15 protein-coding genes and 2 other annotated features are annotated in these 15479 nt (G+C 31.1%); of the genes, 7 read left to right on the top strand and 8 right to left on the bottom strand.

Features of this window, described 5'->3' with window-relative positions:
* Positions 1–350: 350 nt before the first annotated feature.
* A complete protein-coding gene (locus CLAU_RS00880; protein ID WP_013238751.1) occupies positions 351–1337 on the top strand; it encodes a tyrosine recombinase XerC in 987 nt (328 codons plus the stop codon).
* Between the two features lie 45 nt (positions 1338–1382).
* Here CLAU_RS00880 and CLAU_RS00885 read toward each other — a convergent pair whose 3' ends face one another.
* Complete coding sequence (locus tag CLAU_RS00885) at positions 1383–1802, bottom strand: hypothetical protein (RefSeq protein ID WP_013238752.1); 420 nt, start codon at positions 1800–1802, stop codon at positions 1383–1385.
* A 124-nt stretch (positions 1803–1926) separates the two neighbouring features.
* On the opposite strand from CLAU_RS00885, the gene lexA reads away from it, so the two are divergent.
* Both lexA and dinB read left to right on the top strand, forming a co-directional pair.
* Positions 1927–2544: a transcriptional repressor LexA gene (lexA, locus tag CLAU_RS00890; RefSeq protein WP_013238753.1), complete on the top strand. Its 618-nt coding sequence runs from the start codon at positions 1927–1929 to the stop codon at positions 2542–2544.
* A gap of 45 nt (positions 2545–2589) precedes the next feature.
* Positions 2590–3804 carry a DNA polymerase IV gene (dinB, locus tag CLAU_RS00895; protein ID WP_013238754.1) on the top strand — a complete coding sequence of 405 codons (1215 nt, stop codon included), beginning with the start codon at positions 2590–2592 and terminating at the stop codon, positions 3802–3804.
* Positions 3805–3860: 56 nt separating this feature from the next.
* Here the strand turns inward: dinB and CLAU_RS00900 are convergent, their stop codons facing one another.
* From CLAU_RS00900 to CLAU_RS21295, 6 genes are all read right to left on the bottom strand, one after another.
* The gene (locus CLAU_RS00900; protein WP_013238755.1) at positions 3861–4313 is read right to left on the bottom strand and encodes an Lrp/AsnC family transcriptional regulator; all 453 of its coding nucleotides are present in this window, start codon (positions 4311–4313) and stop codon (positions 3861–3863) included.
* Between the two features lie 171 nt (positions 4314–4484).
* Positions 4485–5510 (bottom strand): methylcobamide:CoM methyltransferase MtbA, encoded by a 1026-nt coding sequence (locus CLAU_RS00905; RefSeq protein ID WP_013238756.1) that lies wholly within the window; start codon positions 5508–5510, stop codon positions 4485–4487.
* Between the two features lie 30 nt (positions 5511–5540).
* Positions 5541–6617 (bottom strand): uroporphyrinogen decarboxylase family protein, encoded by a 1077-nt coding sequence (locus CLAU_RS00910; protein ID WP_013238757.1) that lies wholly within the window; start codon positions 6615–6617, stop codon positions 5541–5543.
* A gap of 15 nt (positions 6618–6632) precedes the next feature.
* Positions 6633–7292: a corrinoid protein gene (locus CLAU_RS00915; protein ID WP_013238758.1), complete on the bottom strand. Its 660-nt coding sequence runs from the start codon at positions 7290–7292 to the stop codon at positions 6633–6635.
* Positions 7293–7333: 41 nt separating this feature from the next.
* On the bottom strand, positions 7334–7783 hold the full coding sequence (locus CLAU_RS00920; RefSeq protein ID WP_081650135.1) for an ASKHA domain-containing protein: 450 nt from the start codon (positions 7781–7783) through the stop codon (positions 7334–7336).
* Positions 7783–7917, bottom strand: a complete 135-nt coding sequence (locus CLAU_RS21295) for a hypothetical protein (RefSeq protein WP_023161710.1) — start codon at positions 7915–7917, stop codon at positions 7783–7785. The genes CLAU_RS00920 and CLAU_RS21295 overlap by 1 nt, the downstream gene beginning before the upstream one ends.
* A 228-nt stretch (positions 7918–8145) precedes the next feature.
* On the opposite strand from CLAU_RS21295, the gene CLAU_RS00925 reads away from it, so the two are divergent.
* Complete coding sequence (locus CLAU_RS00925) at positions 8146–9294, top strand: double-cubane-cluster-containing anaerobic reductase (RefSeq protein WP_023161711.1); 1149 nt, start codon at positions 8146–8148, stop codon at positions 9292–9294.
* A 194-nt stretch (positions 9295–9488) separates the two neighbouring features.
* Positions 9489–10556, top strand: coding sequence for a uroporphyrinogen decarboxylase family protein (locus tag CLAU_RS00930; protein ID WP_023161712.1), 1068 nt, complete (start codon positions 9489–9491; stop codon positions 10554–10556).
* Positions 10557–10664: 108 nt separating this feature from the next.
* Here the strand turns inward: CLAU_RS00930 and CLAU_RS00935 are convergent, their stop codons facing one another.
* A complete protein-coding gene (locus CLAU_RS00935; RefSeq protein ID WP_023161713.1) occupies positions 10665–12002 on the bottom strand; it encodes an MFS transporter in 1338 nt (445 codons plus the stop codon).
* Between the two features lie 103 nt (positions 12003–12105).
* Positions 12106–12303, bottom strand: a binding site (T-box leader).
* Between the two features lie 37 nt (positions 12304–12340).
* Positions 12341–12537, bottom strand: a binding site (T-box leader).
* A 206-nt stretch (positions 12538–12743) separates the two neighbouring features.
* Here CLAU_RS00935 and CLAU_RS00940 point away from each other — a divergent pair.
* Both CLAU_RS00940 and CLAU_RS00945 read left to right on the top strand, forming a co-directional pair.
* Positions 12744–13361 (top strand): hypothetical protein, encoded by a 618-nt coding sequence (locus CLAU_RS00940; RefSeq protein WP_023161714.1) that lies wholly within the window; start codon positions 12744–12746, stop codon positions 13359–13361.
* Between the two features lie 662 nt (positions 13362–14023).
* Complete coding sequence (locus CLAU_RS00945; protein WP_023161715.1) at positions 14024–15364, top strand: MFS transporter; 1341 nt, start codon at positions 14024–14026, stop codon at positions 15362–15364.
* Positions 15365–15479 lie beyond the last annotated feature (115 nt).

The following is a 15479-nucleotide window of genomic DNA, read 5'->3' on the forward strand; positions in this document are numbered from 1 at the left end:
TGAGATACATATATTTTTAAATTAAAAATGAATTACTTTAATTTCAAATATTCTTTTTTAAAATTTGAAATACAAATTGAGAATATTATCAATTGAAATAAAAATTTAATGCATAGGATATATTTTTACAAATTAATACATAGAAAGCATGTAGCATAAAATAGCACGTAATTTAAAGAAAATCTGTGACATTAATCAGCATAAAATAGCAATACAAAAAATAATTAACAAATTATTCATATAATATAAAGGCATATAAGAAGGATTTTAGCTTAGTTTTATAGAATATTAACTTCGCTAAATAACCATTTAGCGAAGTTATACCTAATTTTAGAGAGGGGAATGGCCATATGCAGTATAATTTAAGTAATATTTATAATCCTGAACTTCCACAATGCCTGAATGACTTTTTAAATTACCTTGGAACTATTCGAGGTAAGTCAAAAAATACACAGGATGGATATCAAGTTGATTTAACCATGTTTTTTAGATTCTTAAAAATATATAGAGGAATTGTTAAGGAAAACTATGAATTTGAAAATATAGATATAAGTGATATAAATACAGATTTTATACGCAAAATAACTTTAAGCGATTTATATGCGTTTATATCCTTTGCTGAAAACTATAGAAATAATGGCAATTATGCCAGAGCTAGAAAAGTAGCTTGCTTAAAATCATTTTTTAAGTACCTTTTTAGCAAAGCTAAATTGATAGATACAAATCCAGCTTTAGAGCTGGAATCTCCTAAAATAGATAAGAGGAACCCTATTTATTTAAGTTTGAAGGAAAGCAAAATTCTTTTAAATTCTATAGATGGTAAATTTAAAGAAAGAGATTATTGTATCATAACCTTTTTCTTAAACTGTGGAATGAGACTTTCAGAGCTCTGCAGCATAAATATATCAAAGATTAAGGAAGACACGTTAACTGTAGTTGGAAAAGGAAATAAGGAAAGAACTATATATTTAAACAGAGCCTGCTTGACGGCTTTAAATAATTATCTTGAAATTAGAAATAAGGATTATGACAAAATAAAAGATAAGGATGCCCTTTTTCTAAGTAAAAATCATACCAGGATAAATAAAAGATCTGTGGAAATGATGCTTAAGAAATATTTAAAAAATGCAGGACTTGACAGCAACAAATATACGCCGCATAAATTAAGACACACGGCTGCAACTCTTATGTATAAATACGGAAATGTAGATATTAGAAGCCTTCAAAAAATATTAGGTCACGAAAATGTATCTACTACTCAAATTTATACTCATGTAGATGATGAACAATTGAGGGAAGCAGTAAATTCAAATCCTTTAAGCAATGAAGAAGAATAAAGAAGTACGTCTGTTCCCTACTCTTTCAAAGAACAGACGTACTTTTTACTTGGTTTCTTTTTTCTTTTTAATTCTTATAAGGCCAGGATAATCTTCATGAGTTATATCTTTATATTTTTCTCTATCTTCTAAAATTTCTTTTAATCCATCTATATCATCAATGAATTGAACATTGATTTTGTCATCTTTTAGATCTGATTGTGAATTTTCATCATCATTTAATTGAGAATGAGAGTCATTATTATTTTTTGTGCTGTTTTCTAAATCTTCCTCCTGATACTCTTTTACTTCCTCTTTATCATCTATAATTTGGTCAATTTTTATGGCCTTCATATCATACCCTTCCATTTCAAGACATTTGCCACAGTTGTCACATTTCTTGTTTGAATCTAAATCGCAGACTTCACATTCACCGCAATTATTGCAGGACTTTTTTTCATCAAATATGCAGTATTCTCTATTCATACATAGTACTCCTTTAAATTTTATATAAATATGTATATTAATAATAATCAGTATAGAACATAAGTTTGATATTTGTCAACTTATATGATATAATTCACATAAGTAAATTAGAGGGGTGTTTTCAATGACAGAACACAATCGAGATAGACAGTTTCAAATATATGAATTTATCAAGACTCAAATTAGGGAGAAAGGATATCCCCCTTCTGTTAGAGAGATATGTGCAGGTGTAGGTTTAAAATCTACTTCTACTGTTCATAGTCATCTAGAAAAATTAGAAAAAAAGGGCTTTATAAAAAGGGATTCTTCAAAATCTAGAACCATAGAAATTATTAATAGATCTGTTCCTAAAACTACTAAAAAAGAACTAATAGATATACCTATTGTAGGAACTATAACAGCAGGAATGCCTATTTTAGCAGTAGAAAATATAGAAGATGTATTTCCCCTTCCAATAGAATATGTAAAAAATAAAAATCAGTTATTTATACTCAAAGTACAAGGAGAAAGTATGATAGATGCGGGTATATTGGATGGAGATATGTCTATAATAGAACAGACTAATTTTGCTGAAAATGGAGATATAGTAGCAGCTTTAATTGACAACGAAGCTACTTTGAAGAGGTTTTTTAAAGAGAAGGATCATATAAGATTGCAGCCTGAAAACGAAAGTATGTCTCCTATTATAGTAGATGATTGTAAAATAATTGGTAAGCTGGTAGGAATATATAGAAGGTACTAGATATTTTTACGTAAATATACAAAGAGGTAAAGTACAGGTGTAAATATGCAGAAAGTTATTTTTCTTGTAGATATGAATGCTTTTTTCATAAGTTGTGAGGCAACACGTCATCCTGAAATTATAAATAAGCCTGCTGCAGTAGCTGGAGATCCTAAAAATCGGTCAGGTATTATTCTAACTGCAAATTATGAAGCACGAAGATTTGGAGTTAAAACAACTATGCTTTTACATCAAGCTCTAAAGCTCTGCCCAGATATGGTTGTTATTCCCCCTGATCATCAATTTTATAAGCAAAAATCCAGAGAAGTTATGAGTATACTTTCACAGTATACTCCTTCTATTGAGCAGAATAGTATTGATGAAGCCTGGCTTGATATGACGGGCTGTGAAGGAATTTTTGGAAAACCGTTTGAATCAGCTAAAAGAATTATGAATCACATTAACAGTGAGTTACATTTAAAATGTTCTATAGGTATATCTCAAAATAAGTTCTTATCAAAAATGGCTTCTGATATGAAAAAACCTTCCGGCATTACAGAACTTTGGAGGCAGGATATTAAAGTAAAGCTATGGCCACTCCCTATTGAATCTATGTATGGAGTTGGTAGGCAAACTTCACAAAAGCTTCAAAGAATGGGAATTAAAACTATTGGCGATCTTGCACTTTTTAGTAGACAACATCTTATAAAAAAGCTTGGCAAAATAGGTGCTGAGATTCATCAGCTTGCAAATGGTATAGACATCTCTCCTATAAAACAACATTTAAAAAAGGATATAAAATCAATTAGTAAGTCTACTACATTAGGCGAAGATATTTCAGACATGGAACGTGCAAAAATTATTTTGATGAAACTTTCCGATGAAGTTGGAATGATGGCACGTAAATATGGGAAAAAAGGCCATACAATACAAATTAGCATCAAATATTCTAATTTTCAAACTATTACTCGGCAAACAACAGTACCTGCAACTTATTTAGTTAAGGAAATTTATTCTACAGGAATTAAGCTTCTTGAGAAAAATTGGAATTTACAATTACCAATACGGTTATTAGGGATAAGTCTTAGTGGATTTAGTGGAGATACTAGTATACAGCAGATATCAATTTTTAATATGAAAGAAATTAAGTGTGAAGAAAGATGTATGAAAGCTGCGGATAAAGTTGACAAAATAGAAAATGCCATTGATAGTATACGAAAAAAGTACGGCTATTCAATAATTAATCGTGCAGTATTGATGAAGAAAAATAATAAAGATTAATTCTTTTTTAGGGAATATAAGTAAGGCTTTTTTACATATACTTGTATCCCCTATTTTTAGATTTCATCAGGTGGTATTGAATAATTATTCTTAATGGTAGAAAGTGTAACTATAGTTTTAGTTCTTAAAACTCCCTTAATTAGTTTTATTTCATTTAAAATCTTTTCAAGAGTTTCTGTGTCTTCAGTAACAATTTTTAATGCGTAATCGAAGTCACCAGTTAAATAGTGACATTCAATTATTTCATTTTCATTTTGAATAAATTCTACAAATTTGTCTGTAAAATTTGGATTTTTAAGACTTATAAACATTATCACTGTAATATTTTTATTCATTTTCTTATTGCTAATAATTATAGTATACTTTTCTATTACTCCTGATGCATCAAGTTTTTTCAATCTATCACTTACGGCAGGTATTGATAAATTGATTTTACTGCTTATCTCTGAAGCTGAAATTCTGGAATTTTCCTTTAGTAATTTTAATATATTAACATCTATAGCATCCATATTAAGCAAAACCTCTTTTTTAATTTATTAAATATATTATAGTATATAGTTAAAATTATTAAATATATTTCAGATAATAAAATAAAAAATAAGGCTAAAATATCATTTAACCTTATTTTTTAAAACATTTTGTATAAAATTCATTGGATTTCCTAAAAGTTTTAATTTACACTATTCTTTTTTAAAATTATTAGCTGCCTGTACCATAGCTTGTATATTTTTCAGTGGAGTTGTAGTTCCCAAACCACAAGCTGGAGACAATATATGGACACCGCTTTTTAAACAATTTTTTGACAAGCTAGTTACTTCTTCTAAAGAACTATTTTGAAGAGAAAAAGTGCTTACATTTCCCATTATGGCTTTATTTGTTACATTTTCACACATTTGCTTTATGCTAGTTACAGCATCAAAACTTATAGCATCACTATGAAGTTCATTTAATTCCTTGTAAATACTTTTTAATCTTCCACATATATGAACTATAATACCGTATTTTGAATATTTATTTAATCCATCAATTATTTTATTTATATAAAAGAGTCCATATTTTCTAAAAGTGCTAGGACCTAATATTTCACCTGTTCCGCTTGGATCTGAAATAGTAATTAAATCAGCTCCTGCATTTAACTGTGCCCTTCCAAAGTTTATAAGATTATCAGTTACAAAATCCATCATTTCATGGGATTCCTTTGGTTTTACTATGAGTTCTTTATAATATTTAACAGGTTCCATAAGAGATGATGCGGTACTAATAGGACCTGTTAAATTAGCTATAATAGGTATATTTTTATTTTTTCCTTTTAAAAGTTTAATTGTATCTAATACTACTTGAGCTCTGCCACTATGGACCTCTAATTTTTTTAATTTTCTCCATTCAGTTACTGAATTAATAGCATAAGAAGAAATTCTGGGTTCGCTTATTTTTGTTCCTAAAAATACTTTTGATCCCATACTTTCAGCTTCTATAGTCATACAAAAAGGCACTCCAAAATTTTCAAAGCCTCCATTTTCATACATACCTGCAGCCAAATCTGCCATTATTTTTGGACTTGTATGAGCTTCTGGCCATTCACAATGGGTTAAGTCCATTACTTCTTCCACTATCATATTCATCATTCCTCCAGGACATATACAAGGAGGTCTATCAACTTTTTTTCTTTTAAGAGATAATCCAAGCCTCTCTTTTTCAGATAACAAAAAACCACCAACCTTTATTTTGAATTTGTGTTATACAATAAATGATTTTACCTTTTCAACATCTATTGGGTATCCAATTTTTCTAACAGTATCCATCATTAATTGTATATTTTCTGAAGGGGTTTCTACAGGTAAACTACACCCGGACATTACCACATAACCTTTTAAACTATCATATCCATCTAATACACATTTGGCAACTGTATTTACAATTTCTTTTTTTGTGCCTCCATACATTATATTTGAAGGATCTACATTACCCATTATTTTTACTTTATCGCCTAGTTCTTCTTTACATTCTTTTAAACTTTCTACATTGTCCATACTAAAACCACTGACACCTATTTTAGAAAGTTTTCCAACGTAGGGCCATATTTTTTTAGTTTTACCACATACATGAAGTACACATGTTTTCCCTTGAGATTGTATGAATCGTACAAGCTTTTCTAAATAAGGCATGCAGAATTTTTCAAAATGTTTTGGGCTAACTACAGTGCAAGAGGATAAAGGTTCTGAAATAGTAATAGAAAGTCCTAAACTCATTACAACTTTTGCGTATTCTATACATGTCTGTAAGGAAAGTTCACAAAGCTTATGTACGGCCTCTGGATTTTTAAAAAATAGTCTTGTCATGTTTTCTATTCCTACAAGGAAAAAGGCATTTGAAAATGGTCCTACTATACCTCCAGAACAAGCAACTTCTTTCCCAACTTTATCAACTAAATACTTCATCGCCTCAATATATACGGGCAACCTGCCATCTTTATAAGGATTTGCTATTTTTATTTTATCTATATCATCAATATTTTTTATGGCCGGTTTTAAGAGATCAGCAGTATTATCTTCTGGAAATGTAAGCTCACATCCCATAGCTTCTGCCCAAGCATATAAATCTGTGAATACTCTTAATCCATCCATATGAAATTTTTTATACGCTGCTATTTGTGCCTCAGCTATAGCTTGTCCGCTAGTATTAAAATCTGAAATCTTGCAGCCATAAATTCTTGCTACGCCGTTAGCTATATTAGGATTGCAGGGTAACCTATCTGCTTCTTGCTTTTTATTTAATGCTATAGATCTTTCTATAGGTGTCATTTGATCTTCCATAATTTTGATCTCCCCTTATATAGTTTCTGATGTTTGTTTTTTAATTAAAGCTTTAGCTCGTTTAGCGGCTTTTGAAGCATCTAAGGTATAAGCATCTGCCCCTATTTTATCTGCAAAGTTTTGAGATATAGGGCCTCCGCCTACCATGACTGATATTTTGTCTCTTATGCCCTCTTTTTTCAAAAGGTTTATTACCTCAGCCATGCCATCCATAGTAGTAGTCATAAGAGTTGACAGTGCAATAATTGAGGCTCCTACTTCTTTGGCTTTATTTACAAAATCTATAGGAGGTATATCTCTTCCTAAGTCTATAACTTCAAATCCTTCTGTTTCCATCATTATTTTAACTAAGTTTTTACCTATATCGTGAGTGTCTCCTTCTACTACACCAATTACTACTTTAGCTTTATTTTCAGTTTCTTCTTTTTCCAAATGCGGTTTTAATATATCTAAACCAGAATACATAGCATCAGAGCACAAAAGTAGTTCAGGTATATAATATTCTTCTTCTTCATAGAGCTTCCCAGCTCTATTCATGCCATCAGCTAATCCTTTATCTATAGCTTCATAAGCATTGATATTATTTTCTACACACTTTTTTGATATTTCTATAGTTTCCTCCTCTTGCATGTTTACTACAGAATCAGATAGTTCTTTTAATAAATCATCCTTCATAATAAAATCATCCTTTCTTAAATTTATATTTGTATATACAATTAAAAATTCAAAGCTTTTACAAAGTGATCTTGAAAATCGTCTCTTGTTGATAACTCTACTATTTCTATATTATTTCTAATAGTGCTCATCTCATTTAGCTTGTCCTCATTTATAAGGGCTATCTTCGCTCCTTCTATAGCTGAATTACCTACAAAAGTTATTTTATTATTAAACCCTTTAGGTATAAGGCCTATTTCTTTTATACTTTCAGGATTTATATGATAGCCAAAAGCACCTGCAATCACTATTTCTTCTATAGATTCAATGCTTATGTCAATTTGCTTTAAGAGCATAGTAATACCTGATGAAATGGCAGCTTTGGCCAGTTGTATTTGTCTTATATCTTTTTGCGATATATACATATTATCAGTAATATAAAACTTTTTATCTTTTATCCTATCCTTAAGTTTATTTTGTAATTCCTTATTAAATCTTCCGGTACTTAATATTACCTTTGGTTCCTATGTCTATAATTACGGGGGGTCTCCATTTTAAATCCAGCCATTCTAATACATTCCATTAAAGTAGTTTTTCTTTTCACTTTAATTTCTACATCTCTATTTATAAATTTTACTAAGCACATTTTAACTTTTCTCCTCTAGCTAACTAAATGATATGTAACATTGCATAACCGTATAATACTAGTTCAATTATATCCCTATATGTGAAAATTTAACAATAATTATATGTAAAACAAATAATCAACTTGAATAATATAAGATTTTTTTATAGATAAAATTACCAATATAATCTATGATAATATTAAAATATGCAATTTATTAAAAATAAAAAGTAAAGAAGGTATTGATAAATGAATGATTTACCCCAAATATTTAATGATTTTAGTGATTCTAGAAAACAAGGATTTATAACTATAAAAAATCTAAAGGATGAGGGTAAAAAAGTTGTAGGAACTTTTTGTACTTTTACTCCATGGGAAATTATAAATGCTTCAGGGGCTTTGGCTGTTTCACTGTGTTCAAAAAGTGATGAAACCATAGAAGATGCGGAAAAGCATTTACCTAGAAATCTATGCCCGCTTATTAAATCAAGTTACGGTTTTGCTATAACGGACAAATGTCCTTATTTTTATTTCTCAGATTTAATTGTAGGAGAAACTACTTGTGATGGAAAGAAAAAGATGTATGAATACTTAGGTGAATTTAAGAATGTACATGTAATGCACCTGCCGCAGATGCCTGATGATGTTGATAGCTATAAATTATGGAAAGATGAATTGATAAAATTAAAGGAAAAGCTTGAAAAAGAATTCAATACAACTATAACTGATGAAAAGTTAAAAAATTCTATAAAACTTCGTAATAGAGAGAGAAAAGCTTTAAAGGAATTTTATGAATTAGGAAAAATGTGCCCTCCTCCAATAACAGGCATAGAGTTACTTAAAATTTTAAATGGGTCCTCTTTTAAATGGGACAAGGAAGCTTTAATCAATGACTTACATAATACAACAGCAAAAATTAAAGATGCTTATGATAAGGGAGAAAGTAAAGTATCACAAAATGCAAAGAGAATATTGATTACAGGCTGTCCAATGGGTGAGGCTACAGAGAAAGTTGTATATGCTATAGAAGATAATGGTGGAGTAGTAGTATGCTATGAAGATTGTACAGGCGTTAAGGAAATCTCTAAACTTGTAGATGAAACTAAAGATCCTATAGATGCAATCGCTGAAAAATATTTAAAAATAGGCTGTGCTTGTATGACTCCAAACAACAATAGAACAAATTTAATTTCAGAGCTTATAGATGACTATAAAATAGATGGAGTAGTAGATGTAATACTCCAGTCCTGTCATCCATACAGCGTAGAGTCTTACGGAATAAAGAAATTTGTAAATGAAGAGAAAAAAATACCATATATGGCTATCGAAACGGATTATTCAAAAACAGATGTAGGTCAGATTAAGACAAGAGTTGCTGCTTTTGTAGAAATGCTATAATTTATTCATCACCATAAACAGATTTCTAAGCATCAGGTTGAGTTTTGACTCCACCTGATGCTTAGAAATCGTTATCCAGGCGCGTAGCAGTGCTTATCCCCCACTTTGATAGAAGATGGGGGTGTTAGCAATGGTAGCGATCGGATAAACATATAACTATTTTAATATAAATTTAAGAAGGTGTTTAATTATATATGGAAATTAAAAAGGATTCAATGACCCCAAAAGAAAGAATGAAAGCTTTATTAAAAGGTGAACCTGTTGATAGGATACCATGTACTCCTATGATGGGCGTTACTTTAGCTTCTTTTATTGGAAAAACTACTTATGAACACTATCATAATGCAGATGTAACTGCTGAACTTGAAATAGCTCTTTTTAAAAAATTTAGACATGATAGTGTTGGTGTAGGTGTTTCTCTTAGAGAAATTGCAGAAGCTATGGGAACCAAGGTTATATATCCTGAAAATGCTATTTCATATGTAGACAAACCTGCCATAAAAGATATAAATGATGTATCCAAGCTTTCTCCTGCTGATCCATATAAGGACGGAAAACTTCCGGTAAGACTTAAAGCCGTAAAAATGGTAAATGATGCTTTAGGTAAAGAAGTAAATGTCAGTTTTTCGATTCCTGCTCCTTTTACAACAGCTTCAGATTTACTAGGAACTGAAAATTTTTTAAAAGCGGTGCTTAAATATCCTAAAAAGGTTCATGAACTTTTAGACATAGTAACAGAATCTAATTTTAAGATTATAGATATTATAGCAAATATGGGAATTAGCTTTGGTATGTGTGACCCTGTTTCTTCTTCAAGTATAATAAGCAAAAGGTTATATGAGAATTTTTCTATGCCCTATGTAAAAAAATGTGTAGATAGAATGAGACAAAAAAGTGGAATGGGAACCTCCATGCATGTGTGTGGTAAAAGTAAAGAAATATGGAATAGTTTAATACAAACAGGAATAACCACATTGAGTATTGATAATACAGAGGATCTAGAAAAGGCTAAAAAGGCTGTTGGAGATAAGGTTTGTTTGGTTGGCAATGTATCACCAGTAGATGCTGTAAGGTATGGGACTTATGATGACGTTGTACGTGAAAGCAAGCTTTGTATAAAGAAAGCTTATAACAATCCAAAAGGATTTGTACTTAGTACAGGATGTCAAATTCCTATAAATTCTCCAATTGAAAATATACAGGCACTTATGGATACTGCAAGAAGTTTTGGTTCTTATCCTATAAAACCAGATTTGCTGTAGTCTATCTTGTATATAAAAAACTCCACCATTTAAAATAATGAAAAGTTTCATAGGTGGAGTTTTTATATGGGAAACAACTAGCTTAACTTTATACTTATATTATAATCACTATATTTCATCTAAGGACTTCTGTTTTGTTTCAACTCCTAAAGTGGCAATAATAAATGCTACTATTATAAGTATAAATCCAAGTGTTATAAACACAACTTTGGTATCATAATTTTTAAGTATCCATGCTACTCCATAGGGACTGAATATAGTTGCCAGTCTTCCAATAGCATTACAAAATCCAGAGCCTCTCATTCTTATATTTGTAGGAAATAATTCCGGAACGTAGATAGCAAGTCCAAGTGTAAGTAAAATATATATTATTACAGTTAAGAAAAATCCCATTGTTAATATTATTCCCATAGCATTTTGTGAAGCGTAGGCATATCCAAGTGCACCAGCTGCAAGCATAAATACAGTAAGACACCATTTACGCCCAAATTTATCTACAATGAAGCTGCCAATTAAAGCTCCAAGTGGTGCGCCTATCATCATTATAGTTGTATATCCTAGGGATTTGGAAATATTTATTCCCTTTCTCAAGAAAAACGTAGGTGCCCAACTTACAAAGGTGTATATCAAGGTGTTTATTGCAATTAGTACTACACAGCCTACAATAGTTCTCGAGATCATATTTTTACTAAATAAATCAGTAAATTTTCCTTCATCCCTATGTTTCTCTTTTTTTATTACACTGGGCTGAGATATGGAATTTCTTGATTCCTCTTCTGCTGCACTGTAGAATATGTCTACTACATCCTGTGCATCTTTTTCCATTCCCTTTGATTCATACCATCTTGGAGATTCAGGCATACTTTTTCTAAGATACCATACAATTATGGAAAATACTCCTACAAATACAAACATCCATCTCCATCCAAATCTAGGTATTATGATATACCCTAAAAATGCAGCTGCTGGAGTAGAACAGTTTGTTATAAGAGAAAGCATGGATACCCACTTTCCTCTCGTCTTTGATGGTACAAATTCTCCAAGCAATGCATATCCTGTAACAATTTCAGCACCAAGACCAATCCCCATTATTCCTCTACAGGCTATTAAAAAAATCATATTAGGAGAAAATGCAGCCACAAGAGAGGCTCCTCCAAATATTAAAAGATTCAACTGATAGGAAAATTTACGTCCGAAACTATCCCCTAAAAATCCAGTAAGAAGTGAACCTATTAAAAGTCCTAAAAAAGTTACAGAGATAAAGGTAGCATTTAAGCCAATATTTGACCATCCACTTTTTAATAATACTCCTAAAACTCCCCCTGCCAGATATACATCAAAACCATCTAAAAATATTCCAAGGCCTATAAGCCATAATATCTTGTAATGCAATTTAGATACTGGAACATAATCCATCTTTTCAGAAATGTAACTAACTGATTCCATTAAAATACCTCCATCCAATAAGTGCAAAATTAATTTTTTTATATATAATTTCACTGGCCAGTAAAAATTATTTTCTAAAATTGAGTATAAAAAATAGACCTTCCCATGGGGCGAAAGGTCTATCGCGGTACCACCCAAATTTATCACTTAAATAGTTTAACGGCTTCATGCCGGCACAAGTCCTACTGATTTCAGATTGCAATTTAAGGGTGAGTTTCAATATAATATAAATGTGTTTTTTCACCATGCGCACTCTCTTTAAAGTATAGTTATATCTACTTGTCCCTATCATTATTTTTATAATATTAAGTTGTTAAAATAAAAAGCGGTATTGTTTCTCTTGGAGCGAGAAACAATACCGCGGTACCATCCAAATTTTTTCTTTATAAAATAACGGGTTCAACCGATGTAGCCTACTGATATTTCAGCTAATAACTCGAGGATGAGTTTTCAATATATAAATATTGTGAATTTACAGCAAACATCACTCTCTTTGAATATTATATATCTACTTGATTCCTGTCATAGTTTTTTAATTTGATTTTCTTAATTGTAGTACTAATTTAAGCTATTGTCAAATAAATTTTTTAATCTTCCTTTATCATGTTTATTAACCTATTTTAAAAAATTATATATAAGAAGTTCTATTTAAAACAAATTTTTAGTATATATCAATGTAGCATGTGAATATAAATTTTACTTCACATGTTATAAAATGTGTAAAAACGGGGGTATTAACTTATGCCAAATTATAAATTAAACATTCTCTTTAATTCAAAAGATGTTGCAACTGTTTTTGATGCAGGTCAAAATGTAGTATTATTAAAGAAAGCTTCAACTGGAAATACTGTTGCATGGATAACATTTCAACCATTTGAAAGTAATTATGTAAGCTGGAATGGTAACTATGCAATTTATGCTTCAAACTCAGAATTAAAATCGGGAGCTACGATTGATAAGTTATCTGAAGTTAGTGCAGTTTCAAAACAATTATATACGTTTAATAAGGGAACATTTGATCCTCCTGAATCAAATTCAGATATACAAGAAGGACAATATGCTGTTGAGCATAAGATGGCTGGATATGATACATTAATTTTTGGACTAACCCAAGAAGCAGAATGTAATGGGGTTTTAGTTTCTGGAAGCCCAATTAATGCTTCTATAGTACCATTGAATCAATCTGCAAAATTCACTCCATATGAAATTGTAACAGTTTACCTTGAAGCAGATATTACTAATGGTACTGTTGTTACAAATGTTATTAGCAATTCCTTAGATGTAACATTTGGTGGAGATACTACTGAAGCTACTATTCAATACGATTCTAGCATAGGAGGATTTAAACAAATTAAATAAATATCTATATATAAAACTTTGTTAATCTTGAGCAAAGTGAAAAGAATGCTTAAATTGTGATATATTATTGGTTTGTACAGTATAAGGAAAAATTGTTTGACATATCAAATTTCTGTATACCTATATATACGTGTAAGAACAAGCTACATATTTGAATTTCTATCCAATATGCGGTCTTATTTTTACACGTATCTTTATGTAATATCAGCTAATATATCTATATGTGGAATACTATCTTCTAGATTTTATCGTCACAACCTTGGTAAGGGCATTTCTGTTCTATAATAAATACTTCATTTCTTATTTTTAAAATTTTATATATTTCTTCAGCTTCTAATACTTCAAATTTCTTTAGTTTCCAATTTAATGGTTTCCCTTATTTTAATAATTTTTATAGCTATTTTATTATTGCAATAACTTATATACATAAAGGTAAGAAATATTTAATAAACTAAAATGTGGAAAAGTATTGAATTTACACATGTATATACATTATAATATAAATGTTGAAGCTATAAAATTTATATTATTAGAGGTGAGTATTTATGTAGGAAGTCATTATTGACGTAAATATTCTGCAGTATTATACAAAAAATATAAAAGGTTAGTTATTTAAAAAGATTAAAAAATAAATAGCTCTTTAAGAAAGTGATGTGAATTAAATGAGTAGTATTTCGCGAAGAATTGAAAAATTGCCAGCTACACACATGCTTTGGACAGTGTTGTTTTTGTCAGGTATTGGATGGTTGTTTGATGCCATGGATCAAGGCATGATGGCTGGTGTAATGGCTTCAATTGGAAAGTCATGGAGACTTACTCCTGCCGATTTAGGCTTACTCGGAAGTGCTTCGGCAGTGGGAATGGCTATTGGTGCCGCTGTAGCTGGAATGGTCGCTGACAAATATGGTAGAAGAACAGTCGTTACATTTACTCTTGTTCTATATGGATTAGCCAGTGCCGTATCCGGTATTTCTCCTAACTTTAGTATATTATTGTTGTTACGATTTTTAACTGGATTAGGTCTAGGTGGAGAGCTGCCGGCAGCATCTACTTTGGTTAGTGAATTTTCACCTGCTAAATCCCGCGGTCGGATGGTTGTTTTGTTAGAAAGTTTCTGGGCTTGGGGATGGATTGCTTCAGCTTTAATTGCTTACCTTTTGATACCAGTATATGGATGGCGTATTGGATTTTTCTTAGGAGGAATACCAGCACTGTATGCAGCCTATCTGAGAAGAAATATTCCAGAATCTCCTCGATACTTGGAACAAAAAGGACGTTGGAAAGAAGCAGATGGAATTGTACGTAAAATGGAACAACAGGCTGGAATAATTAATAATGAAATAGCTGTAACCGATTTGTCCAAAAATAAAAAAATGAATAGTATCACTCTTGCTGATTTATGGTCCAAAGCTTATTTTAGGCGCACCATTGTGCTGTGGGTTCTATGGTTAGGTATTAATTTTGGATATTATGGGTTTGTTTTATGGACTCCGACTCTGCTTGTTGGCAAAGGGTTCAGCTTAGTAAAGGGATTTCAATTTACATTAATTATGAGCATTGCCCAACTGCCCGGATATTACAGTGCAGCCTATCTAATAGAAAAGATTGGTCGTAAAGTAGTTCTAGTAGTCTACTTAATAGGTACCTCCTTATCAGCATATTTATTTGGTCAAGCAACATCTGCAGTTACTGTGCTTGTTTTCGGATGCCTACTTTACTTCTTCAGTCTAGGAGCTTGGGGTGCAGTGTACGCTTATACACCGGAAGTTTATCCTACACGTGTTAGAGGCAGTGGAGCCGGTTGGGCAGCTGCAATTGGCCGTATTGGTGCCATCGCTGCTCCTTACATCGTTGGATTGGTGTATGAAACTAAAGGTAAACAAGCTGGCTTCACTTATGTATTTCTTATGCTAACTATAGTGTTCGCAGTAGTTGCATTAGTAGTTGCTCTAGTTGGTATTGAAACTAAAGGTCGATCCCTTGATGAAATAAATGTGTCTTAACTCTATCTTTTATTATGAAATCTCTTTTCCTACTATTAGAGAAGCCCAAATCTATGATTTGGGCTTCTCTGCTTAACTGGTGGATAGGGATACATTTAAATATGTTTCCATATGT

Origin of the sequence: Clostridium autoethanogenum DSM 10061 (genome assembly GCF_001484725.1) — a bacterium.
In the GTDB taxonomy this organism is placed as follows: domain Bacteria; phylum Bacillota; class Clostridia; order Clostridiales; family Clostridiaceae; genus Clostridium_B; species Clostridium_B ljungdahlii.